The sequence below is a fragment of the Solirubrobacter soli DSM 22325 genome (assembly GCF_000423665.1).
GTDB classification, from domain to species: Bacteria; Actinomycetota; Thermoleophilia; order Solirubrobacterales; family Solirubrobacteraceae; genus Solirubrobacter; species Solirubrobacter soli.
The window spans coordinates 412,222-438,181 of sequence record NZ_AUIK01000010.1 but is presented as its reverse complement, the minus strand read 5'-3'; the positions used below and the strand labels follow the sequence as shown (position 1 = coordinate 438,181).

At 70.7% G+C, this 25,960-nt stretch carries 26 protein-coding genes and 3 pseudogenes; 22 read left to right on the top strand and 7 right to left on the bottom strand.

The genetic code is table 11. The annotated features are described in order from the left end of the window. The first annotated feature begins 9 nt into the window (after positions 1 to 9). The 5 genes from G569_RS0111900 to G569_RS0111880 are packed head-to-tail and all read left to right on the top strand — an operon-like array spanning position 10 to position 3,980. Positions 10 to 750, top strand: a complete 741-nt coding sequence (locus G569_RS0111900; protein ID WP_028063578.1) for an amino acid ABC transporter ATP-binding protein — start codon at positions 10 to 12, stop codon at positions 748 to 750. Positions 751 to 764: 14 nt separating this feature from the next. After that, complete coding sequence (locus G569_RS47640) at positions 765 to 1,670, top strand: glutamate ABC transporter substrate-binding protein (protein WP_064750320.1); 906 nt, start codon at positions 765 to 767, stop codon at positions 1,668 to 1,670. A gap of 5 nt (positions 1,671 to 1,675) precedes the next feature. Next, positions 1,676 to 2,329, top strand: coding sequence for an amino acid ABC transporter permease (locus G569_RS0111890; RefSeq protein WP_028063577.1), 654 nt, complete (start codon positions 1,676 to 1,678; stop codon positions 2,327 to 2,329). Beyond that, positions 2,326 to 3,123 (top strand): amino acid ABC transporter permease, encoded by a 798-nt coding sequence (locus G569_RS0111885; RefSeq protein WP_028063576.1) that lies wholly within the window; start codon positions 2,326 to 2,328, stop codon positions 3,121 to 3,123. Before G569_RS0111890 ends, G569_RS0111885 begins: the two co-directional genes overlap by 4 nt. Positions 3,124 to 3,137: 14 nt before the next feature. After that, a complete protein-coding gene (locus tag G569_RS0111880; RefSeq protein WP_028063575.1) occupies positions 3,138 to 3,980 on the top strand; it encodes an ornithine cyclodeaminase family protein in 843 nt (280 codons plus the stop codon). A gap of 476 nt (positions 3,981 to 4,456) precedes the next feature. On the opposite strand, the gene G569_RS0111870 is transcribed toward G569_RS0111880, so the two are convergent. Together G569_RS0111870 and G569_RS47635 are read right to left on the bottom strand one after the other, a co-directional pair. Beyond that, positions 4,457 to 5,575 carry a histone deacetylase-like amidohydrolase gene (locus G569_RS0111870; protein ID WP_028063574.1) on the bottom strand — a complete coding sequence of 373 codons (1,119 nt, stop codon included), beginning with the start codon at positions 5,573 to 5,575 and terminating at the stop codon, positions 4,457 to 4,459. Then, entirely contained in the window at positions 5,572 to 6,210 is a 639-nt protein-coding gene (locus tag G569_RS47635; RefSeq protein ID WP_053226217.1) for a GntR family transcriptional regulator, read from the bottom strand. The genes G569_RS0111870 and G569_RS47635 overlap by 4 nt, the downstream gene beginning before the upstream one ends. 76 nt (positions 6,211 to 6,286) lie before the next feature. Here G569_RS47635 and G569_RS0111860 point away from each other — a divergent pair, with 76 nt between their 5' ends. From G569_RS0111860 to G569_RS0111805, 12 genes are read left to right on the top strand one after another with little or no spacing between them, the layout of a single operon-like run. Then, complete coding sequence (locus G569_RS0111860; RefSeq protein ID WP_028063573.1) at positions 6,287 to 7,159, top strand: fumarylacetoacetate hydrolase family protein; 873 nt, start codon at positions 6,287 to 6,289, stop codon at positions 7,157 to 7,159. After that, positions 7,156 to 7,347, top strand: a complete 192-nt coding sequence (locus G569_RS0111855; RefSeq protein ID WP_028063572.1) for a ferredoxin — start codon at positions 7,156 to 7,158, stop codon at positions 7,345 to 7,347. Before G569_RS0111860 ends, G569_RS0111855 begins: the two co-directional genes overlap by 4 nt. A 1-nt stretch (position 7,348) precedes the next feature. Beyond that, positions 7,349 to 8,455, top strand: coding sequence for an NAD(P)/FAD-dependent oxidoreductase (locus tag G569_RS47630; RefSeq protein ID WP_053226216.1), 1,107 nt, complete (start codon positions 7,349 to 7,351; stop codon positions 8,453 to 8,455). After that, on the top strand, positions 8,452 to 9,114 hold the full coding sequence (locus tag G569_RS47625; RefSeq protein ID WP_084284735.1) for a type 1 glutamine amidotransferase: 663 nt from the start codon (positions 8,452 to 8,454) through the stop codon (positions 9,112 to 9,114). Before G569_RS47630 ends, G569_RS47625 begins: the two co-directional genes overlap by 4 nt. Continuing rightward, positions 9,111 to 10,451, top strand: coding sequence for a glutamine synthetase family protein (locus tag G569_RS0111840; RefSeq protein WP_053226214.1), 1,341 nt, complete (start codon positions 9,111 to 9,113; stop codon positions 10,449 to 10,451). The genes G569_RS47625 and G569_RS0111840 overlap by 4 nt, the downstream gene beginning before the upstream one ends. Before the next feature lie 10 nt (positions 10,452 to 10,461). Continuing rightward, positions 10,462 to 11,673 carry a cytochrome P450 gene (locus G569_RS0111835; protein ID WP_037495905.1) on the top strand — a complete coding sequence of 404 codons (1,212 nt, stop codon included), beginning with the start codon at positions 10,462 to 10,464 and terminating at the stop codon, positions 11,671 to 11,673. Further along, positions 11,670 to 12,548 (top strand): VOC family protein, encoded by an 879-nt coding sequence (locus tag G569_RS0111830; protein WP_028063569.1) that lies wholly within the window; start codon positions 11,670 to 11,672, stop codon positions 12,546 to 12,548. The genes G569_RS0111835 and G569_RS0111830 overlap by 4 nt, the downstream gene beginning before the upstream one ends. Then, entirely contained in the window at positions 12,545 to 13,375 is an 831-nt protein-coding gene (locus tag G569_RS0111825; protein ID WP_028063568.1) for an acetoacetate decarboxylase family protein, read from the top strand. Before G569_RS0111830 ends, G569_RS0111825 begins: the two co-directional genes overlap by 4 nt. Beyond that, positions 13,372 to 14,811: an aldehyde dehydrogenase gene (locus G569_RS0111820; RefSeq protein WP_028063567.1), complete on the top strand. Its 1,440-nt coding sequence runs from the start codon at positions 13,372 to 13,374 to the stop codon at positions 14,809 to 14,811. Before G569_RS0111825 ends, G569_RS0111820 begins: the two co-directional genes overlap by 4 nt. 22 nt (positions 14,812 to 14,833) lie before the next feature. Then, complete coding sequence (locus G569_RS0111815; RefSeq protein ID WP_028063566.1) at positions 14,834 to 16,345, top strand: APC family permease; 1,512 nt, start codon at positions 14,834 to 14,836, stop codon at positions 16,343 to 16,345. 12 nt (positions 16,346 to 16,357) lie between these two features. Continuing rightward, a complete protein-coding gene (locus G569_RS47620; protein ID WP_053226213.1) occupies positions 16,358 to 17,029 on the top strand; it encodes a GntR family transcriptional regulator in 672 nt (223 codons plus the stop codon). 57 nt (positions 17,030 to 17,086) lie between these two features. Further along, positions 17,087 to 18,904: a methyl-accepting chemotaxis protein gene (locus G569_RS0111805; protein WP_157591974.1), complete on the top strand. Its 1,818-nt coding sequence runs from the start codon at positions 17,087 to 17,089 to the stop codon at positions 18,902 to 18,904. Here G569_RS0111805 and G569_RS47615 read toward each other — a convergent pair. Further along, positions 18,888 to 19,901, bottom strand: coding sequence for a Gfo/Idh/MocA family protein (locus tag G569_RS47615; protein ID WP_037495901.1), 1,014 nt, complete (start codon positions 19,899 to 19,901; stop codon positions 18,888 to 18,890). The genes G569_RS0111805 and G569_RS47615 overlap by 17 nt on opposite strands. Then, a complete protein-coding gene (locus tag G569_RS0111795) occupies positions 19,898 to 20,623 on the bottom strand; it encodes a sugar phosphate isomerase/epimerase family protein (RefSeq protein WP_028063564.1) in 726 nt (241 codons plus the stop codon). The genes G569_RS47615 and G569_RS0111795 overlap by 4 nt, the downstream gene beginning before the upstream one ends. Before the next feature lie 23 nt (positions 20,624 to 20,646). Here G569_RS0111795 and G569_RS47610 point away from each other — a divergent pair. Continuing rightward, positions 20,647 to 20,949, top strand: a pseudogene (locus G569_RS47610) (ferritin family protein); the annotation flags it as partial. A gap of 77 nt (positions 20,950 to 21,026) precedes the next feature. Then, the gene (locus G569_RS0111785) at positions 21,027 to 21,833 is read left to right on the top strand and encodes a family 1 encapsulin nanocompartment shell protein (protein WP_028063563.1); all 807 of its coding nucleotides are present in this window, start codon (positions 21,027 to 21,029) and stop codon (positions 21,831 to 21,833) included. On the opposite strand, the gene G569_RS47605 is transcribed toward G569_RS0111785, so the two are convergent. Then, entirely contained in the window at positions 21,778 to 22,533 is a 756-nt protein-coding gene (locus G569_RS47605; protein ID WP_064750332.1) for a Rossmann-fold NAD(P)-binding domain-containing protein, read from the bottom strand. The two genes, G569_RS0111785 and G569_RS47605, sit on opposite strands and share 56 nt — an antisense overlap. A gap of 70 nt (positions 22,534 to 22,603) precedes the next feature. Between G569_RS47605 and G569_RS66325 the strand changes: the two are divergent. From G569_RS66325 to G569_RS57770, 3 genes and pseudogenes are all read left to right on the top strand, one after another. Then, a pseudogene (locus G569_RS66325) lies at positions 22,604 to 22,804 on the top strand (cupin domain-containing protein); the annotation flags it as partial. A gap of 284 nt (positions 22,805 to 23,088) precedes the next feature. Continuing rightward, a complete protein-coding gene (locus G569_RS66320) occupies positions 23,089 to 23,643 on the top strand; it encodes a cupin domain-containing protein (RefSeq protein ID WP_084284732.1) in 555 nt (184 codons plus the stop codon). Continuing rightward, positions 23,541 to 23,777 (top strand): helix-turn-helix domain-containing protein, encoded by a 237-nt coding sequence (locus G569_RS57770; RefSeq protein WP_028063562.1) that lies wholly within the window; start codon positions 23,541 to 23,543, stop codon positions 23,775 to 23,777. Before G569_RS66320 ends, G569_RS57770 begins: the two co-directional genes overlap by 103 nt. 47 nt (positions 23,778 to 23,824) lie before the next feature. Here the strand turns inward: G569_RS57770 and G569_RS64545 are convergent. Together G569_RS64545 and G569_RS66665 are read right to left on the bottom strand one after the other, a co-directional pair. Then, a pseudogene (locus G569_RS64545) lies at positions 23,825 to 25,137 on the bottom strand (SLC13 family permease). A gap of 12 nt (positions 25,138 to 25,149) precedes the next feature. Next, positions 25,150 to 25,960 (bottom strand): (Fe-S)-binding protein (locus G569_RS66665; RefSeq protein ID WP_211232967.1); only part of this gene is annotated, 811 nt, incomplete at its 5' end.

Below are 25,960 nucleotides of genomic sequence, written 5' to 3'. Positions count from 1 at the left end.
GAGGGGTGTATGAGAGACCGGAATCTGGTCGAACTGGTGGGGATTCACAAGGCATTCGGGGACAACGTCGTTCTCGACGGCGTCGACCTGAACGTCTCCCGCGGCGAGGTCATCGTCATCGCCGGGCCGTCCGGCTCGGGGAAGTCGACCATGCTGCGCTGCGTCAACGGGCTGGAGACCGTCGACCGGGGCCAGGTCCTGTTCGACGGTCGACCTGTGACGACGGGGAAGGGCCTGTCGTCGCTACGCGCGCAGATCGGGTTCGTGTTCCAGCAGTTCCATCTCTTCCCTCACATGACGGTGTTGCAGAACATCACCCTGGCGCCGGTGAAGGTGAAGGGCATCGCGGCCGACGAGGCCCGGGCGACGGCTCACGCGTTGCTCGAGCGTGTCGGCATCGCCGAGAAGGCCGAGCAGTACCCGGCCGACTTGTCGGGTGGGCAGCAGCAGCGGGTGGCGATCGCGCGGGCGCTCGCCATGGACCCGCAGTTGATGCTCTTCGACGAGCCGACCTCGGCGTTGGACCCGGAGATGATCCGGGAGGTGCTCGATGTCATGCGCGATCTCGCGCGTGACGGCATGACGATGCTGGTCGTGACGCACGAGATGGGCTTCGCCCGCGAGGTGTGCGACCGGCTGGTGTTCATCGACGGCGGTCAAATCGTGGAGGAGGGGCCGCCCGCGGAGTTCTTCGCCAACGCTCAGTCAGAGCGCGCGCGGGAGTTCGTCGACAAGATCATCCACCACTAGGGAGGGATGGGGTAATGCAGGTTTCGCGCTGGCTGGGCATCGCGCTCAGCGCGGGAGTATTGGCGGTTGCGGGATGCGGTGGCGACGACGAGGGGAGCGCCACTCCGGAGGGCGACGTCAAGGGCGCCACCGAGACCAACGTGGAGAAGTTCCCGGCGGACACCACGCTGGGGAAGATCCAGGAGAAGGGCGAGATCACGATCGGCGTCAAGTTCGACGTGCCGCCGTTCGGGGTCAAGAACCCGCAGTCCGGCGAGGTCGAGGGCTTCGACGTCGAGATGGGCAAGGCGGTGGCATCGGCGCTCGGCGTCAAGCCGAAGTTCATCGAGGCGATCTCCGACAACCGCATCCCGTTCCTGGAGGACGGGACCGCGGACCTGATCCTCTCGACGATGACGATCAACGAGGAGCGGGTGGAGCAGATCGAGTTCTCCGACCCGTACTTCATCGCGCGCGGGCGCGTGCTGGTGCCGGGCGACTCGGCGATCACCGGCGTGGCCGACCTCGCGGGCAAGAACGTGTGCACGGCGCTCGGCTCGACCTATGAGGCCAACTTGAAGAAGCAGGCGCCCGACGCGAAGCTCAAGCTCGTCGACTCCTACTCGGAGTGCCTCGAGCTCGTGCAGAACGGCGCCGTCGACGCGGTCTCGACCGACGACGTGATCCTCACGGGCATGATCATCCAGGACGACACCCTGAAGCTGGTCGGCGACCAGCTGACGCAGGAGCCGTACGGCGCCGGCATCAAGAAGGGCGACACCCAGATGACCGACTTCGTCAACAAGGTCTTCCAGGGCCTCAAGGACGACGGCACCTGGGCCAAGCTCCACGAGGAGTGGATCGGCAAGTACACCGGTGAGAAGGGCGAGCCGCCCACCATCGGTGTCACCGAGGCCGTGGAACTGGTCAAGAACAACTAGCCGCGTTGCTCAACGTCCTCACGGACCACTGGTCCGAGTTCAGCTCGGGCTTCTGGGTCACGGTGCGCATCGTGGTGATCTCGTTCGCGATCGCCATGGTCGTGGGCACCCTCGTGGCGGCGTTGCGCATCGCGCCGGTGAAGTGGCTGCAGCGGGTCGGCGGGGTGTACGTGGAGATCTTCCGCAACATCCCGCTGCTCGTCCTGCTCTTCATCTCGTTCGCCGGCCTGCGGCGGGGCGGGGTGGACATCAACGCGTGGGTCGCGGGTACCGCCTCGCTGGGGCTGTACACCGCGTCCTACGTCGCCGAGGCGCTGCGCTCGGGCGTCTTCAGCGTCGGCAAGGGCCAGATCGAGGCCTCGCTGTCACTCGGGTTCTCGTACGCGGAGACGCTGCGCCGGATCGTCCTGCCACAGGCGTTCCGGACCGTGATCTCTCCTCTGGGCTCCTTGACGATCGCGATGATCAAGAACTCGGCGATCATCGGCGTGTCGCTGCTGGCGCTGCCTGACTTGTTGAAGGAGGCGCGGATCGTGCAGGCGCGCACGTTCCAGACCGACGAGACGTTCTTCTGGGCCGCCGTCGGCTACCTGATCCTCACCGGCGCGGTGACGCTGCTCATCCGCAACCTCGAGAAGCGCTTCGCCATTCACCGATGACGTATCTCTTCGACCCATCCAACTGGGAGTGGCTGACGACCGGCAACAACGTCCGGTTCATCCTCGAGGGCTTCCTGATCAACCTGCAGATCGCGCTGGTCTCGATGGTGCTGGCCCTGATCTTCGGGCTGGCGCTCGCGTTGCTGCGGCTCTCGCGGGCGCGCGTCGTGAGCGTGGCGGCGGGTGCGTGGATCGACCTGTTCCGCAACCTGCCGCTGATCTTCCTGATCCTGTACTTCGCCTTGGGACTGCCGTCCTCGTGGAAGGAGGCGTGGGAGGACGCGATGCCCTCGTGGGCACCCGAGGCGTTCCAGTCCGGGTTGGTGCTGGGCGCGCTGCTCGGGTTGGTCCTCTACAACAGCGCCGTGCTGGCGGAGATCATGCGCGCCGGCATCCTGTCCTTGCCACGAGGCCAGGGGGAGGCCGCCGCCGCTTTGGGCATGACCTACCGGCAGTCGCTGCGCTACGTGATCCTCCCGCAGGGGCTCCGTCGCATGGTCCCGGCGACCGTGTCTCAGCTGATCACGTTGAACAAGGACACGACGCTGGTCTCGATCATCGCGATCACCGAGGTGATGCGCCGCGCCCGCATCGTCACCGCCTCGAACTTCTTCACGGTCGTCGAGGCGCCGATCCTGCACGTCTTCATCTTCGTCGGGTTCCTGTTCGTGATCGTCAACTACGCGCTCTCGCGCCTGTCGCGGCGGCTTGAGCTGCGCGAGCGCCGGATCACCGGCACCAAGCTGCAACGCGTGGTCGGCGTCGAGGACCAGGTGGCGGCCGACCCCGTCTAGGGTCTTTGCCGCCCATGAACCTCCCCTATTTCTCCGCTGAGGACGTCGAGCGTCACCTGACACCGTCGGTGGCGATCGACGCCCTCGGCGCCGCGCTCGAGCGCGGCTTCGACCCCGAGACCGACCCGGCCCGCACGTTCGTCGGACTGGCCGGCGGCGGCGACCTGATCATGATGCCGTCCGAGCTCGGCGGGCATCTCGCCGTGAAACTGGTGACCGTCGGCGGCACGCCGCGCGTGCAGGGCGTGGTCGTCGTGTTCTCGGATGACACCTACGCGCCCGTCGCGCTGATGGACGGCATCGCGATGACCAACATCCGCACCTCGGCCGTCTCCGCTCTGGCGGCGCGGCATCTCGCGCGTGCGGACGCCTCGCGGCTGCTGATCTTCGGCCGTGGTCCGCAGGCCGCCGCACACGAGGCCGCGATGCGCGCGATCCGCCCGATCTCCGTCGTGGACATCGTCGGCCGCGAGGCCGCGGGTGCTCCCGACCTGGTGCGTGCCGCCGACATCATCTGCACCTGCACGACCTCCTCTGTCCCGGTCTTCGACGGCTCTTTGGTCCGTGACGACGCCGTCGTGATCGCGATCGGCTCCCACGACGCCGACGCCCGCGAGACCGACGACGCCCTCGCCTCGCGGGCGACCGTCGTCGTCGAGTCCCGCCAGTCCGCGTTGCGCGAGGGCGGCGATGTGATCTGCGCGATCGAGTCGGGCGCGTTGTCAGCCGACTCGTTGGTGACGTTGTCCGAGCTCGTGCGGGGCGCGGCGGTTCCTTCCGGGCCGCGACTCTTCAAGAGCAGCGGGATGTCGTGGGAGGACGCGGTGATGGCGGGGGTGCTGGCGGCGCGCGTTTAGGCGGCTCTTGTTGGAGTGCGCGCCGTGGGTCGTGCCGACCTGGTCGTGCGCTGAAGGGCAGGGCCGGTGGGGGAGGGGGAGCGCTGCCGCGCCCCGGCCTGAATGGTCGTGCCGCCGTCCGTCACGGCGCCTGGCCGTGCTGACTCGCGGGCGCCGTGCAGGGAGACCGTCAAATTACGGTCCACGGACGTTTGTGACCGATTTCGGCGGCAGCGGCGCCTCCCGACCGAAACCGAACTGTTCGAGCTGGCACGTTCGTAGGGGTGTTCGACGTTCCGCCCCCGTACAGGGGCGAAACGTTCGCCACCCCTTTCGGAGCGCAGATAGACGTTCCTCAGGCCGATCACGGCAGCCAGGAGCGGATAGACGAGCCGAACACAGGCGCCGGCAACCAGACGCGAGTGGACTAGTCCCCCTCCCCTCAGTGCATGTCTTCCGGCGCACCACCAGGCCGCGAGAACCGGGGCGCCGGCCCCCTAAGCGGCGACCACCAGCGCCAACGCGGCGACCTCGTCGATCACGGCCGCCTGGTGCGGCTGGAGCTCCTGCCCGCCCAGATGCGCGGGGAACTCGTGCAGGATCGTCCCCGTGCACTCGGTCGTGATGCCACTCATCGCCTCGAGGATCGCCAGTCCGCAGAACGGGACGAGCTCGGCGCTGTAGCCGCCCTCGTGCTCGGCGACCAACCGGCCGTCGCACAGCCGCCGCGCGGCGTCGACGGTCAGTTGCGCGATCCGGCCGTAGCCGCGCGGTGAGAGGAGCATCCGGCCGAGCGGGTCCATCGCGCTCGCGTCCAAGCCGGACGCGACGACGATCAGCTGCGGCTGGAAGCGCTCCAGCGCCGGGATGACCACGCGCTCGAACGCGGCCTCATACGCGCCGTCGCCCGAGCCGGGCGGGAGCGGCACATTGAGGTTCAAGCCGGACCCGGCGCCCGCGCCGGTCTCCTCGATCAGACCCGAGCCGGGCGGGAAGCAGTTGTCCTGGTGGACCGAGATCGTCAGCACGCTCGGGTCGTCGTAGAACGCGGCCTGGGTGCCGTTGCCGTGGTGGACGTCCCAGTCGACGACCGCGACCCGCTCCAGACCGCGGACCTGGCGGGCGTGGTGGACGCCGATCGCCGCGTTGCCGAACAGGCAGAAGCCCATCGCCGCTTCCGGCAGCGCGTGGTGGCCGGCCGGGCGCGTCAACGCGTAGGCGTTCTCGACCGTGCCGTCCAGAACGGCGTCGATCGCGGCGATCACGCCGCCCGCGGCCAGCCGCGCGACCTCGTAGGAGCCGCGGGCGATGACGGTCGTGCCGTCGATCCCCTCGCCGCCGACGCCCTCGGAGAGCGTCTTGATCTGCTCGACATACCCCGTCGTGTGGAAGCGCGTGAGCTCCTCGACGGTGGCGGCGCGCGGGTCGATCCGGACCAGTTGGTCGAGCAGGCCGGACACGTCGAGCAGGTTGCGCAAGCGCCGTTTGGTGTCGCTGTTCTCGGTGTGGCGGATGTCGGGCTCGAGCCAGCCCGACGCGTCGGCGATGAACGGCCCGGCGTGGCGGCCGGTGTTGTGCCACATGTAGCGCTCGTGGAACAGGAACCCGGTGCTCATCGTTGCTTCTCCTCCCAGTGTTGGAACGCGGCGCGGACGTGCGCGTCCATCAGGCGGGCGGCGAGGTCGCCGTCGCGGTCGCTCACGGCGGCCGCGATCGCGCGGTGCTCGGAGACGTCCGCGCCCTGCCAGTCGGTGGTCGTCGCGCGGCGGGCGAGCAGGCGCCGCCCGACCTCGACCAGCCAGAGCGAGTCGAGGATGCGAACGTGCTCGTCGTTGCCGGTCGCGCGGGCGAGGACGAAGTGGAACTCGCGCGAGGCGTCGTGGGCGGCCACGCCGGAGCGTGCCTTCTCCTCGCGCGTGATCGCGCGGGTCAGCTCGGCGAGATGGCGGTCGGTGCGGCGCTCGGCGGCCAGGCGGGCGATGCCGGGTTCGAGGATCAGCCGCACCTCGAGCCGGCGCAGCACCGCGTCCAACCCGAGATCCGCGGCCCAGAACCCGCGGTTGGGGCGGAGCTCGACCAGTCCCTCGGCGCTGAGGCGCCGGAGCGCCTCGCGCACGGGCGTCCGGGAGATCCCCAGCCGCTCGGCGAGCTCGACCTGCCCGAGCCGCTCCCCGGGCGCGATATCACCGTCGAGCACGAGCCGGCGGATCTGCTCGTAGGCGAGGTCCACGACGCTGTCGACCTGAAGCATGAGCGAGACAGTAATGCATACATTATTCGAGTTCAACTCTTGACAGGCTTCGCGAAGAATGGATACATTATGCGCCATGCCAGTCGCCGACACGCATCGCCGGGTCCGCGTCGAACACGCTGGGGAGCCGGTGTGGGGGCGCGTCGAAGGCACTGAGATCGTCCTGGAGGACGGCGAGCGGATCGCGGAGGAGAGCGCGCAGTACCTGGCGCCCGCGACGCCGACGAAGATCATCGCCGTCCACCTCACCTACCGCAGCCGCGTCGAGGAGTACGCGGCGCGGATCCCGCCGCAGCCGTCGTACTTCATGAAGCCGCCGACCACGCTCAACGGGCATCGCGGCGTCGTGCACCGCCCCGCGGGCACGCGCTTCCTCAACTACGAGGGGGAGCTCGCGGTGGTCATCGGCACGCGCATGAAGGGCGTGTCCGAGGCGGAAGCCCTGACGTACGTCGCCGGCTACACGTGCGCGAACGACGTCGGCCTGCACGACTTCCGTCACGCCGACCGCGGCTCGATGCTGCGCGTCAAGGGCCAGGACGGCTTCCTGCCACTCGGCCCCGAACTCGTCCCCGCGGCCGAGTTCGACCCCACGAACTTCACCCTGCGCACCCTGCTCAACGGCGAGATCGTGCAGGAGGCCCACGCGAGCGACCTGCTCTTCTCCGTGGCCTACCAGCTCGCCGACCTGTCGCGGCTGATCACCCTCGAGCCCGGGGACGTGATCCTGACCGGCACGCCGGCCAATTCCCGCCCGATGGAGCCGGGTGACACCGTCGAGGTGGAGATCGACGGCATCGGCCGGCTGACGAACCACGTCGAAGAACTCGATGTTGACCTGTCGGGGCCGGGCGATCAGCCCGAGACCTCGGCGCAGACCCTGCATGTCGCGCTCGCGATTCCCGAGGAGGAAGCCGAGCGCATGGTCGAGGAGAGAACCGCCCGATGACCCGAGTCCACGTCGATATGAACCTGTGCCAGAGCCACGGCGAGTGCGTCTACGTCGCGCCCGACATCTTCGAGCTCGGCGACGACGACGTCCTGCGCTGGCGCGAGGAGATCTCGGACGACGAGCGCGAGGTCGCCCAGGAGGCGGCCGACGCCTGCCCGATGCTGGCGATCCGCCTGTCCGACTGACATGGCCGACCCGATCGTCATCGTCGGCGCCTCGCTCGCGGGCCTGCGCGCGGCGCAGGCGGTCCGGGCGCAGGGCTGGACCGGCGAGGTGATCCTCGTCGGCGACGAGCCGCACCGCCCGTACACCCGCCCGCCGCTGTCCAAGGAAGTGCTGGACGGCCGCCACGAGCTCGAGACCGGCGCCTTCCCGTGCGACGGGCTCGACGTCGAGTGGCGCCTCGGCACGCCCGCGACCGCCCTCGACGTCGCGTCGAAGACGGTCACGATCGGGGCGGACCCGTTGCGCTACGAGACGCTGATCGTCGCGACCGGCACCCGCGCCCGCGCGTGGCCGACGCCGACCGGCGACAACGTCCACACGCTGCGCGACCGCGACGACGCCGTCCGCCTGAAGACCGCGATGCAACGCGCGCAGTCGATCGCGATCGTGGGCGCCGGCTTCATCGGCTGCGAGGTGGCATCGAGCGCCCGCAAGCTCGGCCTGGAGGTGCATCTGCACGACATCGCCGAGCAGCCGATGCTGGCGCTCGGGCCCGAGCTGGGCGCACGGTGCGCCGCCCTCCACGAGGAACACGGCGTCCATCTCCATCTGGGTGCACCGGCCGACCCCAACGTCTTGGACGCCGACGTCATCGTCGTCGCGCTCGGCTCGCAGCCCAACATCGAGTGGCTCGAGGGCTCCGGCCTGACGCTCGACCGCGGCGTCGTCTGCGACGCGGCCCTCCAAGCCGCGCCGAACGTCTTCACCGCCGGCGACATCGCCGTCTGGCCGCATCCGATGGCCGACGGCGAGCGCGTCCGCGTCGAGCACTGGACCAACGCCGCCGAGCAGGGGACGCACGCCGGCCGCAACGCGCTCGCGCAAGAGCGCAAGCCCTACGAGGCCGTCCCGTACTTCTGGTCGGACCAGTACGACGTCAAGATCCAGGCCGCCGGCCTGCCGGCGCGAGCGCAGAGCGTCGAGCTGATCGAGCCCGACGTGGCGGTCGGCATCCGCGATGGCCGCGTGGTGAGCGTGGTCACGTTCAACGCGCCGCGGCGGCTGATGCACTTCCGGCGCCGGATCGGCGACCGCCCGCGACTGGAAGACCTGGCGGCGCTGGCATGAGGATGCTCGTGCGCCAGCACGGCGAGTCCGGCCCGCCCGCGCTGCTCGGCGAGTGGCTGGAAAGCCGTGGCATCGACTACGTCGTCAGCGACTCCCGGACGAACCACACGCCGGACGTGCGCGACTTCGACGCCGTCGCCAGCCTCGGCTGCCGCTACTCGCCCGCCGACCTCGACGTGCCGCAGGTGCAGGCCGAGGTCGAGTTGATCGGAAAGGCGGTCGAGCACGACGTCCCCGTCCTCGGGCTGTGCTTCGGCGGGCAGGTGCTCGCGCACGTGCTCGGCGGGACGATCGAGGCCGCGCCGACGCCCGAGTTCGGCTGGCTCGAGATCGAGACCGACGAGCCGGACGCGATCCCCGCCGGCCCGTGGCTGGTGTGGCACTACCAGCGCTTCACGGTCCCGCCCGGGGCGACCGAGATCGCCCGCACCAAGGACGCGACGCACGCGTTCCGTCACGGCCGGCATCTCGGCCTGCAGTTTCACCCCGAATCGACCACCGACATCGTCGAAGGCTGGGCGCGCAAGGACGTCGAGAAGCTCAAGACCGTCGGCGTGACCGACGGGCTGGCGCTGATCGAGGCGCCGCCGGAGCGGCGAGACGCGGCCAGGCGGGCGGCGTTCCGCCTGTTCGACGCCTTCACAGGAGAGAGCGCATGATCGAGGAGAGAGGGCTGATGGCGAGGCCGCCGGAGCTCAGCGACCAGTCCGTGACATCGGTCCGCGTCGTCTACAGCGACCTGCACGGCGTCGCCCGTGGCAAGGACGTCCCGATCGGCGAGTTCGACCGCACGGCCGACCACGGCCTGGCGTTCTGCTCGGCGATCATGGGGACCGACCTGCGTCACACGCCGGTCGTGGGCTCGGAGGCGGGCTACCCGGACCTGATCGCCAAGCCGGACCTGTCCACGCTCACGCTGCTGCCCTGGGAGCCGGGCGTCGCGTGCTGCATCGCCGACCTCGAGCCGGTGAGCGCGACGAGTGCCGCGCCGGCCGACCCGCGCGGCGCCGTCCGCAAGGCCGTCGCACAGTTCGAGGAGCTGGGCTACAGCCCGATCGTGGGCCCCGAGCTCGAGTTCTTCCTCTGCACTCCTGACCCTGCGGCGCCGAACGGCATTAGCCGCTACGTGGACAACCTGAGCATGGTCTACACGGTCGGCCCGCAGGCGGACCCGAAGGGCGTCGTGCGCCAGATCACCGAAGCGCTGTCGCGACTCGGGATGCACACGTACGCCTCCAACCACGAGTTCATGAACTCGCAGTACGAGATCAACCTGCGCCACGGCCCGGCGCTCGCCGCCGCCGATCGGGCGTTCCGCCTGAAGTCCGCGGTCAAGGACGTCGCCGCGATCAACGGCCTGATCGCGACGTTCATGGGCAAGCCGTTCAACGATCAGGGCGGCTCGGGCTTCCACATCCACTTCAGCCTCGACCGCGAGGACGACAACGCGTTCGCCGACCATCACGACCCGGACGGCGTCTCCGCTGAGCTGCGCCACTTCAGCGCCGGTGTCCTGAAGCACGCCCACGCGCTGACCGCGTTCCTGAACCCGACGATCAACGCGTACCGGCGCCTCGTCCCGGACAGCCTCGCGCCCACCCACGCCAACTGGGGCTGGGACAACCGCACGAGCTTCATCCGCATCCCGGCCGAGCGCGGCCGCGCGTCGCGGGTCGAGGTCCGCGTCGGCGACGGCAGCGCGAACCCGTACCTCGCGACCGCCGCGATCCTCTTCGCCGGCCTCCACGGTCTGCGCGACAAACTCGAGCTGGGGCCGCCCGTCGGCGGCGACGCCTACACGCTCGATGACCCGGGCGAGCCGCTGCCCGCCTCCCTCGACGTCGCGCTGGACGCGCTCGAGGGCGACCCGATCCTGCGCGATGCCATGGGCCCGCAGATCGTCGACACGTTCCTGGCCATGAAGCGCTTCGAGCTCGAACGCCACCGCCAATGGGTGAGTGACTGGGAGCTGGCCGAGTACCTCCACCACCTCTGAGAGCCCCGCCATGACCACGCTGCAGCAGATCGACCTGGCCGATCACGACGCGTTCAAGGACCGCGTCCCCTACGAGTGGTTCAAGACCCTCCGTGAGGAGGATCCGGTCCACTTCAACGAGGAGGCGAACGGCACCGGGTTCTACGCCGTCACCCGCTACCACGACATCCGCGAGGTGCACCGCCACACCGAGATCTACAGCTCGGAGATCGGCGGGACGTCGCTGGAGGACCTCGAGCCCGATCAGATCGAGGCGCGCAAGTCGATGATCGACATGGACCCGCCGCGCCACGACGAGCTGCGCGGGCTGATCGCGCGCCGCTTCACCCCCCGCGCCGTCCAGGTGTGGGAGGAGGCCGTGCGCACGGTCACCGACCGCGTGCTCGACCTCGCGCTCGAGCAGGAGGAGTTCGACTTCGTCCGCGAGATCTCGTCCGAGATCCCGATGCAGGTCTTCGCCGAGATCCTCGGCGTCCCGCAGGAGGATCGCCGCTACATCATCGAGCTCGGCGACCGCCTGCTCGGCAACCAGGACCCGGAGTACGCACAGCCGACCGATGACAGCCACCGGCTGTTGCCGTTCTCCTCGCCCGCCGCGATCGAGATGTTCGAGTTCGGCCGCAAGATGGCGGCGGCGCGGCGCAAGAACCCGGGCAGCGACATCATCACCCAGCTCGCGTTCGAGCCGCTCACGCAGCGCGAGTTCGATGTCTACTTCGTGCTCCTGGCCACGGCCGGCAACGAGACCACGCGCCACACGATCACGCACGGCCTGCTGGCGCTGCTCGAGCACCCGGACCAGCTGCAGCGGCTGCGCGAGGACCCGGCGCTGTACAAGCCGGCGGCCGAGGAGATGCTGCGCTGGGCGACGCCCGTGCACCATTTCCGCCGCACGACGACGCAGGCGACCGAGCTGGCGGGCGTCGAGCTGCCCGCGGGCGCGAAGGTCACGACCTGGTTCGTGTCGGGCAACCGGGACGAGACCGTCTTCGAGGACCCGGACACGTTCGACGTCGGCCGCACGCCCAACAAGCACATGGCGTTCGGCCCGGGTGGCATCCACCACTGCATGGGCGCCCACCTCGCGCGGATGGAGATCAAGATCGCGTTCGAGGAGCTGCTCAAGCGCGTCTCCAGCATCGAGCCGGCCGGCGAGCCGGAGCGGCTGCGCTCGAACTTCTTCAACGGCATCAAGCGCCTGCCGGTGCGGGTGACGCGATGATCGCGCTGCGCCGCATCGACCACGTCGCGCTGCGCACGCCCGATGTCCGCGAGGCCGCGAAGCGCTGGGGCCTGCAGTTCGGGCTCGTCGAGCGCGAGCCGGGGAGGCTCGCCTGCGACGACGAGGACGTGTGTTTGTCTTTGGTCGAGGGCGAGCCGGGCGTCGAACACATTGCGTACGAACTCCGCAAGAGCTGCTCGCTCGACGACGCCCGCGCGCACTTCGAGAGCGTCGGCGCGCCCTTTGAGGAAGCGGCCGGAGGCCTGCGCGTCACGGACCCCGAGGGCAATCGGGTTCTGGTCAAACCATTCAACCGTCCGACCACCTGGACCGCACACGTTCGACCAGCCGGCGATCGCGTGATCGGCGCGCCGCGCAAGCTCGGCCACGTCAACTTCCTCACGGGCGCGATCCATGAGCAGGTCGACTTCTACACGCGCGTGCTCGGCATGGAGGTCACCGACTGGCTCGGCGACGGCGGCGTCTGGTTCCACGTCAACGGCGACCACCACGTGATGGCGTTCGTGGACAAGGGCTACTCGCACTTCCACCATCTCGCGTTCGACGTCGTCGACATCGGCCAGATGCGCGACTCGCTCGACCACCTCGCCCGCCACGGCCGCTGGCTCGGCTGGGGCCCGACGCGCCATGGCATCGGCGGCAACATCGCCTCCTACGTGCGGATCGTCGAGGAGGAGTGCTTCGTCGAGCTCTACTGCGACATGGAGCAGCTCGAGGCCGAGCACGAGCCGCGCGTCTACCCCGACAACCGCTACTCGTCCAACACGTGGGGCCCGCTGCCGCCGCGGTCCTACTTCCGCTTCGACGCCGATGCGATCGCGTCCGAGCGCGAGAGCCTGGAGATGATCGCGTGAAGGGCTACTCGATCCCCCGGACCGAGACCGGCCTCGCCAGCCTCGTCCCCGCGCCGCCGTGGCACTACATCGGCGACTTCCTCGTCGTCGACTACTGGGCCGATCCCGACGCCGTGCGCAGCATCCTGCCCGAGGGCTTGGAGCCGCACGAGGACACCGGCCGCTGTGCCGCCGTGTTCGCCGACTGGCAGTCGTGCAGCGAGGGCGGCGACGAGCTCCTGGACCCGGTGCGCTCGCACTACAAGGAGTTCTTCGTCGTCGCCAACGCGTACCTCGAGCGAAGCGGTGATGAGCGCTCTGCGCGAGGCAGGGGCGAAGAGGTCACCACCTGCCCGTTCATCTGGGTCGACCAGGACTTCGCGCTCGCCCGCGGGTGGATCCAGGGCTTCCCGAAGAAGCTGGGCGAGGTCTGGATGACCCGCAACTACGGCCTCGGCGGCCCGGCCGACCCCGGCCTGCGCCCGGGCGCGCGTCACGGCGCGACGTGCAGCGCGCGAGGCCGCGCGATCGCCGACATGACGCTGACGATCGACGGCCCCGCCACCGACGGCGGCCCGCACCACAACGCGCCGCCGATCGTCAACGTCCGCCACTTCCCGCGCCTCGCCGCCGGCCGTCACGACGAGCCGCAGGTGCACGAACTGGTTCGCTCCGTCTCGCGCGACCGGAGCGCGAGCACCGTCTACAGCGGCGACGCCACGCTGAACATCTACGAGGCGCGCGGGGAGGAGCACCACGTCCTCGCGCCGGTCGAGATCGGCCGCGGCTATCGCTTCACGTTCGCCTACACGGTCGACGACCTCGAGACCGTGAAGGAGCTGACATGACCGCCCTCGCCCTCGCCGTCTCGCCCGATCACTTCATCGGCGGCGAGCGGGTCGCCTCCAGGGAGCACTTCCAGGACATCTCGCCGATCGACGGCAGTGTCATCGCGGAAGTCTCGCGCGGCGGGGCCAAGGAGGCCGACGCAGCGGTCAAGGCCGCCCACGCCGCCTTCCCCGCGTGGGCCGCGCTCGGGCCAAGCGGCCGCGCGCCCTACCTGCACCGCCTCGCCGACCTGATCGACTCGGGCGTCGAGCGCCTGGCCGAGGTCGAGTGCCTCGACATGGCGATGCTGCTGCGCTCGCTCAGAGCCCGCGTGATCGGCCGCGGCGCCCGCAACTACCGCGCCTACGCCGACCTCGCGGTCGCCTACGAGGAGCGCGACTGGCGCTCCAACGGCACGTGGAACCGCGTCCAGCGCATGCCCGCCGGCCCCGCCGCGGTGATCACACCGTGGAACGCGCCCTTCATGCTCTCGACCTGGAAGACCGCGCCGGCGCTGGCCGCGGGCTGCACGATGGTGCTCAAGCCCGCCGAGTGGTCGCCGCTGAGCTGCAGCCTGCTCGCCGACCTGATCGCCGAAGCCGGCTTCCCGCCTGGCGTCTTCAACATCATCCAGGGCATCGGCGAGGAGGTCGGCGCCGCGCTCGTCGCCCACCCGCTGCTCCGTCGCGTGTCCTTCACCGGCTCGCCCGAGACCGGCCGCCACATCGGTGTCGCCGCCGCCGGCAACCTCGTCCCGTTCACGGCCGAGCTCGGCGGCAAGGGCCCGCTGATCGTCTTCGAGGACGCGGACCTCGACGCGGCGGCCAAGAAGGCCGCCGGCCAGTACGACGACTCCGGCCAGGTCTGCCTGGCGGGCACCCGCCTGCTGATCCAGGACAGCATCAAAGACGAGTTCCTCGCGCGCTTTCACGCCTACACCGACGAGCACGTCCTCGGCGACCCGCGCGACGACGCGACCACGATCTCGCCGCTGATCCACCCCGACCACCTCGCCCGCGTCGAGGGCTTCGTGCAACGGGCCAAAGACAACGGCGACACCATCGTCCGCGGCGGCCGCCGCGCCGGCGGGCTGCACTACGAGCCGACCCTCATCGAGCCGCGGTCCAACGACTCGGAGGTCGTGCAGAAGGAGGTCTTCGGCCCGGTCCTGACGCTCCAGGGCTTCGAGACCGAGGAGGAAGCGGTCCAACTCGCCAACTCGACCGAATACGGGTTGTCGGGAATCGTCTACACGTCATCGCTCGGCCGCGCGGACCGCGTCGGCCGGCAGCTGCGCGCCGGGACCGTGTGGGTCAACACGTTCCTCGTGCGCGACCTGACGGCGCCGTTCGGCGGCGTCGGCATCTCGGGGATCGGCCGCGAGGGCGGCAACTACGCGCTCGACTTCTACTCGGAGCTCAAGGCGCTGCAGATCCTCGACGGCACCGTGCGTTAGTCCCTTCAGGAGGAGAGAGTCCATGTCAGTCGCCCAGTCGGCACCCCCTGCCGCACCCGCGGGCTCGGAGACCGCCAAGCTGCACAGGCGCGCGCTCGGCGTCCCCGACCTCGTGTTCTTCATCGTCGCCGCATCCGCGCCGCTGACCGCGGTCGCCGGCGGGCAAGCCGCGACCTACCTGGTCACGGGCAACCGCGGAGTCGCGTTCATGTTCATCCCGCTCGGCATCATCCTCGGCCTCTTCGCCGTCGGCTACGCCGCGATGAGCCGCCACGTCGCCAACGCCGGCGCCTTCTACGCCTACGTCGCGCGTGGTCTCGGCAAGGTCCAGGGCGTCGGGGCCGCGTTCGTGGCACTGCTCGCCTACAACGCGATGCAGATCGGGATCTACGGCCTGTTCGGCGTCGCGATGGGCGCGTTCATGAGCGACAAGATCGGCATCACGCTCGACTGGTACTGGTGGTGTGTCATCGCCGGCGGCGTGATCGGCGCGCTCGGCGTGCTGCAGATCGACCTCAACGCCCGCGTGCTCGCCGTGCTGCTGATCCTCGAGGTGATCGTCGTCGCCCTGTTCGACTTCGCGATCGCCGCCGACCCCGGCCCGCAGGGCCTGACGACGGTCGCCTTCGACCCGAGCGTCGCGTTCGGCAGCGCCGTCGGTGCCACTCTGACGTTCTGCGTGGCGTCGTTCGTCGGCTTCGAGTCGGCGGCGATCTACAGCGAGGAGTGCCGCGACCCCAAGCGCACCGTCGCCCGCGCCACCTACATCGCCGTCGGCCTGATCGCGGTCTTCTACGCGCTGTCGAGCTGGCTGCTCGGCGTCGCCGCCGGCCCGGACACGATGGTCTCGCCCGACAAGCTCGTCGCGGCCGGCTTCGCGACCAACGGCGGCCCGGACCCGACCACGGTGCTGTTCATCACCGGCCAGGACCGGCTCGGCGCGTTCTGGGGCGACGCCGCCTCGCTGCTGTTCGCCACCAGCCTGTTCGCCGCGCTGCTGTCCTTCCACAACGCGGTCGCGCGCTACGCCTTCGCGCTCGGACGCGAGGGCGTGCTGCCCAAGGCCTTCGGCCGCGTGAACCCGCGCACCGGCGCGCCCTACGTCGCCTCGATCACGCAGACCGTGCTCGCCCTGACGATCGTGATCGTGTTCGCCATCGCCGGCGCGGACCCGGTGCTGAAGCTCTTCACCTGGCTGACCAACCTCGGCGCGCTCGGCGTGCTGGCGCTGATGGCGGCGACCTCGTTCGCGGTCGTCGGCTACTTCCGCGCGCGGCCGGAGGCGGGGCTGAGCGCGTGGTCGTCGAAGATCGCGCCCGCGATCGCGGGCATCCTGCTGGTCGTGATCCTCGTGCTCGGCGTCCTGAACTTCAACGTGCTGATCACGAGCGCCACCGACGCGCCGACCGACAAGATGACGGTCATCCTCCCGCTGATCCTGCTGGCGGGCGGCGTCCTCGGCCTGATCGTGGGCGCGCGGCTGAAGACGAGCAAGCCCGATGTGTATGCCCGGATCGGGGAGGGCCGCGAGTAATCTCGTAGCGACATGGCGAAGGGTCGCGTAGACATCACCTCGGTCCCTGACCGCGTCTACGCGATCCTGCGCGAGCAGATCCTCGCCGGTGACCTCGAGCCCGAGTCGCGCCTGCACCAGGAGGGCATCTCGGCCGAGCTCGGCGTCTCCCGAACGCCGGTACGCGAGGCGATCGCCCGGCTCGCCGCCGAAGGCCTGGTCGAGCTGCTCGCCAACCGCGGCGCCCGCGTCGCGGCGGTGGGGAAGAACGACATGGAGGCGGCCTACGAGGCGCGCCTGGGCATCGAGCCCCTCGCCGCCCGGCTCGCCGCGCGGCGCCGCGACGCCGCCGAGCTGGCGAAGCTGCGCAAGACGCTCACGCCCGCCCGCAAGGGCCCGAAGGCCGCCTACGCCGCGTCGCGCGCGTTCCACCTCGAGCTGGCCGTCGCCTCCGGCAACTCCTTCCTGGTCGACTTCTCCGAGACGCTGTGGGCCGGCCGCCTCGGCCTGCACGTCTACGCGCAGCAGATGACGCCCGAGCAGTTCGCCAAGGACGCGCTCGAGCACGAACGCATCCTCGACGCGATCGAGGCCGGCGACGAGGAGACCGCCGAGCGCCTCACCCGCGAGCACATCACGCACGCGCAGGACGTCCTCGCGGGCCGCGTGGGGCCTGACGGCCGCGCGCTCTCGGACGCCGCCTGAAGTTCACCCGGATGAAATTCGTCCAGCGGGAACGGACACCCGCCGACCGCTGTGGCCATGAGTCTCTCACTGCGCGGCAAGCTCCTGGTCCTTGCCGGAATCATCTTGGCCATGACGGCCGTACTCGGGATCGCGTCGATCTCGAGCCTCTCCTCGGTCGGGACCAAGGGCGCGTCGATGTACGGCGATCGTGTCGCGCCGCTGCGGGATCTCGGCCAGATACGCGCGATCTTGGGCGACATCGACAGCCAGACGCTGCGCAGCTTCGCCCCCGGCGGTGACACCGCCGCCGCCCGCAAGGCGGCGGCGAGCGATCGCGATCGCGTCGAGGCACTCGTGGGCGCGTACCGCAAGACGGAGTTGGTGGCTGCCGAGCAGCAGGCGTTGAAGGCGTTCGACCGCGCATGGGCCGACTACAGCGTCAACGCCGTCGAGGTCTTCAAGTTGTCGGTCGCCGGCCGCAAGGATGAGGCGGGCGCGCTGTACTTCGCCCAGACCGCGAAGCACTACGCGGCGGTCGATGACAGCCTCGCCGGGCTGGTCGCCACGAACGATCACGTCGCCCGCTCGCTCAACGCCGAGATCCAGGCCACCAACGACTCGAGCCGCACGCTGACCATCGCGCTGCTGATCGCCGCGCTCCTGCTCGGCATCGGCGTCACGCTGCTGGTCTCGCGCGGCATCCTGCGCGGCGTCGGCGCGGTCCTGCGCGCGGCCGAGGGGATCGCCGACGGCGACCTCGACCAGCGGCTCGACGTCCGCTCGCGCGATGAGGTGGGCGCGATGGCCGCAGCGTTCGGCCGGATGGTCGAGCACCTGCAGGTCATGGCGGCGGGCGCGGGACGGATCGCCGACGGCGACCTGACGGTCGAGATCGAGCCGAAGTCAGACCGCGACATGCTCGGCAACGCGTTCGCGCGGATGGTCGCGAGCCTGCGCTCCACGGTCGGCCGCGTGTCGGCCGGCGCCGAGGCGATCTCCTCGGCCTCGCAGCAGATGGCGGCGACCTCCGAGGAGGCCGGGCGTGCCGTGGGCGAGATCGCCTCCGCGGTGAGCGACGTGGCCCAGGGCGCGACGCGTCAGGTCCAGATGGTCGAGTCCACGCAGCAGGCGGTCGGGCGCGCTTCGGAGGCGGCCGGCGCGGGTGCGGAGACGGCGCGCGCGACGGCCGAGGCGGCCGCGACCGCGCGCGAGTTGGCGCGCGACGGCGTCGCCGCCGCCACCGACGCGTCGGCGGCGATGCGCGAGGTCGCCTCCTCGTCCGCGCGGGTCGGCACCGCGATCGAGGATCTCTCCACCCGCTCCGAGCGGATCGGCGGCATCGTCGACACGATCTCCGGCATCGCCGAGCAGACCAACCTGCTGGCGCTCAACGCCGCGATCGAGGCGGCGCGCGCCGGCGAGCAGGGCAAGGGGTTCGCCGTCGTGGCCGAGGAGGTGCGCAAGCTGGCCGAGGAGTCCCAGGGTGCGGCCGCCGAGATCTCCCGGCTGATCGGCGAGATCCAGACCGGGATGACGGGCGTCGTCACGGTCGTCGAGGAGGGCTCGCGCCGCACCGACGAGGGCGTCGAGACGGTCGAGCGGGCGCGCGGGTCGTTCGAGGCGATCGACACCGCGGTGGAGGAGGTCGGCGCGCGGATCGCCGAGATCACCGCCGCGATCGAGCGCATCGCGGGCGAGGCGGAGCTTGCCGGCAGCGATGTCGCCGCGGTCGCCACCGTCGCCGAGCACTCCTCCGCGTCAGCCGAGGAGGTCAGCGCGTCGACGGAGCAGACGAGTGCGTCGACCCAGGAGATCGCCGCGTCGGCCCAGTCGCTGGCCGGCACGGCCAACGAGCTCGACGCACTCGTGCGCAGGTTCAAGTTGACGGTGTGAGCCGGTCGAGCGCGATGTCACGCATCTCCAGGAGGGTCTCGACGACCTGCAGGCCGCGCTCGCCGCTCGCGCGCTGAGGCGTCCCGTCGCGGACCGCGCGGCAGAGGTCCTCGAGGCCGAGGCCGCGCGAGTTCTCGTTCCACCGGCTCACGAGCGGCAGCGTCTGGTCGAGCTCGCCGCGGCGGGCGAGGATGACCGGGCCGTCGAACGTGTTCGGGTCGCCGCCGAGCAGCGAGCCGTCGAGGCCGTGGACCTCGACGCCGTAGCGCGCCGGGCCGTTGGCGTCGTCCGTGGTGGTGATCGTCGTGATGACACCTGACTCGTGGGCGAGCACGCCGGCGACGCGGGTGGGCTCCTGGATCGGGAACTCGGTGCCACTGAGGGTGACGCCGGAGGTGCGTGGCATCGTGGCCAGCGCGGTGACCTGGGCCACGGGGCCGAACAGCTCGAGCGCGGTGGCGACGGCGTACGGGCCGAGGTCCATCAGCGGGCCGGAGAGCTCCGCGTAGAGGAACGCGGGGGAGGGGTGCCAGCGCTCCGGCGGGCCGGCGAGCAGGCGGATCTGGGCGACCGCCGGCTCGCCGATCACGCCGTCGTCGATCGCCTTCTTGATCGTCTGGATGCCGGCGCCGAGGAAGGTGTCCGGTGCCGAGCCGACCAGCACGCCCGCGCCGGCGGCCTGGCTGAGGACCCAGCGGGCGTCGTCGACGCTCGTCGCCAGCGGCTTCTCGGTGTAGACGTGCTTGCCGGCGCTGATCGCCTGCAGCATCACCTCCGCGTGGTAGTCGGGCGGGGTGAGGCAGAGCACGACCTCGACCTCGGGGTCGGTGAGGAGCTCCTCGGCGGTGAGCGCTCTGATGCCACGTTCGCTCGCGACCTCCTGCGCCCTTGCGGCGTCGACGTCGGTGCAGGCGACGAAGCGCACGCCGTCCAGCCGCGGCGCATTGTCGAGGTAGATGCCGCTGATCTTGCCGCAGCCGACGAGCCCGATGTTCATGCGATCGCCTCGCGCAGGGTGTTGAGGGAGCGGCGTGCGTCTTCGACGGGGTCGTCGGAGGGGGTGTCGAGCTCGACCACGAGGTGGCTCGCGCCGCCTTGGCGTGCGGCGTCCGCGATCGCCTTGAAGTCCAGCTCGCCGTCGCCGGCGACGACGTCGATCCAGCCGTCGCCGTCCGGGCGCACGTCCTTGGCGTGGACGAGGAGGATGCGGCCGGAGAGGTCGTTGAGCTCGGTTATCGGGTCGCGGCCGGCGATCCGGATCCACCCGACGTCCGGCTCGAGGTCGATTCCTGACGCGACGAGCTTCCCCCAGAGGTCGGCGGGCCCGAACTCGAACGCGTGGTTGTGGTAGCCGTAGCGCAGGCCGGCGTCCTTGATCTTCTGCCCGGCCGCGACGATCCGGGCAACGATCTCGTCGGCGTCGGAAGCGTTTTCGGGCGGCTCCGGAAGCCACGGCATGATCACCGTGTCCACGCCCAGCGTCTGCGCCTCGTCGATCACCGCTTCCGGCTCTGTCTCCAGCCGCTGAAGCGGCGCGTGCATGGAAGCCGCTCTAAGCCCGACGTCGTCGAGGATCGCCCTCAGCTCCCCCGCCGATCTCTCATAGAGCCCGGCGAGCTCGACCTCCTCGGCTCCGGCCGCGGCGAGCGCCTGCAGCGTTCCCGGGACGTCCTCGGCGAGCTTGGCCCGCAGGGTGTACAGCTGGACGGCGAGCTTCATGGCCGGAGCGTAACGTTCAGCGCATGGGGTTCGATCAGTACCACGAGCCGCCGGACGAGCTTCCGGCGCGAACACGAACGTTTGCCCGGCTGTGCGCGTCCTTGACCGAGGAGGCGGAGGCCATCGGCTGGTATGAGCAGCGGCTCGCCGTCGAGCAGGACCCGGAGGCCGTCGCGGTGATGCGCAACGCGCAGACCGAGGAGTTCAAGCACTTCGCGATGGACCTCGAGTTCCTGCTGCGGCGCACGCCCGTCTGGCGGTCGATCGCCGAGGGCATCCTGTTCACCGACGAGGCGATCGTGGAAGCGGGCGAGGAGGCCGAGGAGGGCGCCGGGCTCGGCGGCTCCGGCGGCGGTGGACAGCCGGGTTCGCTCGGGATCGGAAGCTTGAGGGGAGCGGGACTGTGAACCATCTTCTACGTGAGCGGGCGCCGATCACCGAGGCGGGGTGGAACGAGCTCGACGAGGAGGCTCGCGAGCGGCTGTCGCCGGCATTGGCGGCGCGCAAGGTCGTCGACTTCGGCGGCCCGCACGGGTGGGACTACAGCGCGACGAACCTCGGCCGCGTGGGGGCGTTGGACGACTTCGAGAACGTGGGCGCGCGGCGCCGGCGGGTGCTGTCCGTGGTCGAGCTGCGGGCGTCGTTCTCTCTGTCGCGCGCCGAGCTCGACGATCTCGAGCGTGGCGCCGAGGACATCGATCTGGGCCCGCTGGACGAGGCCGCCCGCCGGATCGCCCACGCCGAGAACGTCGCCGTGTTCCACGGGTGGACCGAGGCGGGTGTGCGCGGGATCGCCGAGGCGTGCACGCATCCGGCCGTCGAGCTGTCGGCGGACTTCAACGCGTACGCGCGCCACACCGCCGAGGCGGTCGAGACCTTGCTGCGGGCCGGCATCGGCGGGCCGTTCGCGCTGGCCTTGGGCCCCGACCAGTACACGGGCGTGATCCAGAGCACCGAGCACGGCGGCTACCCGCTCTTCGACCACCTCAAGAAGATCCTCGGCGGCGGTCCGATCGTGTGGGCGCCGGGCGTGCGCGGCGCCGTCGTGGTGTCGCTGCGAGGCGGCGACTTCCTGTTCGAGTCCGGGCAGGACCTCTCGATCGGCTACGACCACCACGACGCCGAGCTCGTCCACCTGTACCTGGAGGAGAGCTTCACCTTCCGCGTTGCGACGCCAGAGGCGGCCTGCTTCCTGAAACCGTCGGCGTGAACGGTCGCGCGGGCCGGCCGAGGACGTCCTCGACGCCTCGGCTGACCCGCGCGTCGCGGTGCTCGCGGATGGCATCGAACATCGCCATCCGCCAGGCGACGTACTCGGGCGGGAGGTCGAGACCGTCGACGTACGAGCTTCGTTGGGCCGCGACGAAGCGTCCCCCGACGCGCTCTGCCGCCTCTGCGAACGTGATCGCGTGTGGGCCCGAGAGCTCGATGATGCCCTCGTGGCCGGGGTGGGTGAGCGCGTGGACCGCGACGTCGGCGACGTCCTCCAGGTCGACGAACGGCTCCTTGCCGTCGCCGGTGGGCGCGGTGATCTCGTTGTTCGCGTCGGGCTGCAGGAAACCCTCGGTGAAGTTCTGGACGAACCACGTCGGGCGCAGGATCGTCGCTCGCGGCGCCGCTTCTTCGACCTGCGCGAGTGCGCCTTCTGGGTGGAACTCGACCGCACGGGCTGACAGCAGCACGGTCCGGCCCTCATAGCCGTCGAGCAGGCGTTCGACCCGCTCGGGGTTGCGCGGGTCCTGCCCGGGGACGGTGAGGAAGACGCCGTCGACTCCTGTGAGGTCCGCGCGTGGATCCGCCCAGTCGAAGCCGGTGGCTCTACTGGCGATCCGTACGTCGTGCTGGTTCAGACGATCCACGACGCGCCGTCCGGTCTTCCCGGTGCCGCCGATGACGAGATAGGTGCTCATGCCCTCCAGCATGCGTGCGTCAAGGAAGACGTACAATGGGTCAAACGCTGCGATGCATTTGTGATCGTCCATGGACGTCCTCGCCGACCTCCTCGCCCGCGCCCGCGCTCAAGGCTCCGTCTTCGCCCGCACCACGATCGGCCCCGACCGTGGCATCGAGTTCGGCGGCCGCCGCCTCCTCGCCGTCCACACGGTCCTTCGCGGTGAGGTCTGGTTCGAACGCGACACGTCACTGCACGCCTCGGCCGGCGACATCGTCCTCGTCCCGGCGGGCACGCCGTACCGCGCGGTCCCCACGCCGGGCGCCCCCACCGACCCGCTCGACCACACGACGATCTCGCCGCCGCGCGACGCCGCGTCCGCGCCCGCGCCGCCGCCGCCGCGCGAGGTCCCGTCCGCGCCCGCGCCGTCGCCGCGCGAGGTCCCGTCCGCGCCCGCACCGCCGTCGCCGCGCGAGGTCCCGTCCGCGCCCGCGCCGTCGCCGCGCGACGCCGCGCCGCGCCGCGACGTCCTGCCGCGCCGGCCGCTCGCGCCGCGCCGCCGCCGCGCGGCGCCATGCCCGCGCCCGCGCCGCCGCCGCGCGACGCCGCGCCGCGCCGCGACGTCCTGCCCGCGCCGGCCGCTCGCGCCGCGCTGCCTCCGCGCGACGCCGCGCCCACCCAGGCGGCCCTCCTGTGCGGCGCCTACACCCTCGATGCGCTCCTCTCCGACGCGATCCTCGCGCCCCTGCCGCCGCTCGTCGTCCTGCGCGACGCGCGACTCGAGCGCGTCACCGCGCTGCTCGCTGACGAGCTCTCGTCGCCTGGGCCGGGCGAGCAGACGATCCTCGACCGTGCGCTCGACCTGCTGCTCGTGCTCGGGCTGCGCGCGTACTTCACGCAGCCTGGCGCGAGCGTGCCCGGGTGGTACGCCGCGCTCGACGATCCGACGATCGCGCCGGCCGTGCTCGCGATGCACGCCGACCCTCGGCACCGTGGTCGGTCGCCGAGCTCGGCTCGCTCGGCAGCGTGTCGCGCGCGGCCTTCGCGAAACGCTTCAGCGACGTCGTCGGGGAGGCGCCGATGGCCTATCTCACGCGCTGGCGCATGGCGCTCGCGGCGCAGGCGCTGACCGACCGCGACGCGAGCGTCGCCGAGGCGGCGGCGGAGGCGGGGTACACGAACGCGTTCGCGTTCGCCGCCGCGTTTCGCCGCCACTTCGGCGAGCCGCCGGGCCGCTGGCGCGACGCGCGCGCGGCCAGGTGAGTCGGTTTGGTCGCGGAAAGCGCGACGAAACCGACTCACCCGGCGAATCAGAGCCAACCGGGGAGCACGAAGATCGCCCACGCCGTGACGGGCGCGACGACGATCATGCTCATGCCCCACTGGAGGAGCTTCTTGTAGACGAGGTCGCGGCGATCGTCGGGCGAGTTCGCCACGACGAGGGCGCCTGAGGTGGAGAACGGGCTCGAGTCGACGACCGACGAGGCGATCGAGAGCGCGATGATCATGCCGACGGCGCCGATCTCGCCCTGCGCGAGGAACGGGACCGCGAGTGGGATCAGTGCACCGAGGATGCCGGTGGTCGACGCGAAGGCCGAGACGGCGCCGCCGATGAAGCAGATCACCAGCGCGGCGAGCAGCGGCGCGCCGATGCCGGCGACCTCGTTGCCGAGCCAGTCGATCGTGCCCATCTCCTGGAGCAGCGCGACATAGGTCACGATGCCACAGATCAGCAGGACCGTCGGCCACGCGACCTTCTCCGCCGCGCCCTTGGTCGCGTGTGGCATCAACAGCGAGAGGATCACGGCGATCGTCACCGCGATGAATCCGACGTCCCAGTCGAGCGTGAGCGCGATCACGACCAGCGCGGCGATGCCGACGAGCGTGAGGATCCGGTCGCGGTCCAGCGGCGGTGCCTCGGCGCTCATCGCGACCGCGCCGCCGCCGATCACCGGCTGGCCCTTGGCGGTGGTCTCGCGTCTGAATCGCGCGGTCGTCTGAGGCTCGGGGTCGACGCGGCGGCGCAGCAGATCGCGGCCGCCGAACAGGAAGAACACGACCACGCTGAGCACGGTGTTGAAGATCAACGAGGAGAGGAACAGCAGCGTCGGGTTGCCCGCGAGGTCGTTCTGCTCCACCACGCCGTTGACGATCGACCGAAGATGCTGATCGGGGAGAAGCCTCCGGCGGTCGCGCCGTTGACCACCATCAGGCCCATCATCACCGGGCTGATGCGGTACCGGACGGCGAAGCCGAGCGCGATCGGCGCGACGATCGCCACCGCGGCGGGGACGACCGAGCCGACCGCGGTCAACAGCGCGGTGATGGCGAACATCACCCACGGGATCAGCGCTACTCGTCCACGAACAGCGCGCACCGCGGCATGAACCAGCCAGTCGACGGTGCCGTTGTTGTTCGCGATCGCGAACAGGTAGGTGACACCGACGAGGATGATGAACAGGTCGCCCGGGAAGCCGGCGAAGATGTCATCTTCCGACACCCCGACCGAGCTCCCCACGACGAACGCCGCGGTGATGCCGAGCAACCCCATGTTGATCGGGCGCAGCGTGCCGATCGCGAAGATCGCCGCGAGCACGAGGATCGCTGTGACGTGGTGGCTCATTCGAGTACCTCCCTACTCGATCAGTGCCTCTCTCACGAGTTGCACCGGGTGGCGCGCCGGGCGTCCCGTCCCGTGCGCGATCTGCTGGCGGCACGAGACGCCCGTGGCGGCGATCTCCGTCGCCGCGGGCTCGCGCCTGACCGCCGGGAACAAGCGCATCCCGCCGATGCGCATCGACAACTCATAGTGCTCGGCCTCGAAGCCGAAGGACCCCGCCATGCCACAGCAGCCTGCGTCGAGCTCGACGACCTCGGCCCCGGGGATCCGCTGCAACAGCGCGACGGTCGCCGCGGTGCCCGCGAGCGCCTTCTGGTGGCAGTGGCCGTGGAAGAGGATCCGGCGCGGACCGAGGTCCCGCAACCGCAGGGCGCCGTCGTCGATCGCCGCCACGAGCAGCTCCTCGACGAGCTTGACGCGCGACGCCACCCCGCGGTCGCCGAGCAGCTGCACGTGCTCCTCGCGCAACGTCAGCAGGCAGGACGGCTCGACCCCCGTGATCGTGAACTCGCCCTGCAGCCGCTCGGTCAGCGCCTCGCCCTTGGCCTTCGCGTCATCGAGCAGCCCCTTGGAGAGGCTCGCCCGCCCGCAGCACCCGCCGCCCTCGAGCCGCACGTCGTAGCCCGCGGCGTCGAGCAGTTCGATCGCCGCCCGCCCGACCCCGGGCTCCGTGAACGTGGTGAACGAGTCCGCGAGGAACACGACCTGGCCCCGCGCCTCGCCGACGCCGCTTGCGCCCGCCACGCCGCTGGCGCCGGCCGCGCCGCCCGCGCCCGCCGCGCGGCTGGCGCCCGCCGCGCCGCTCGCGCCCGCCGCGCCGCCCGCG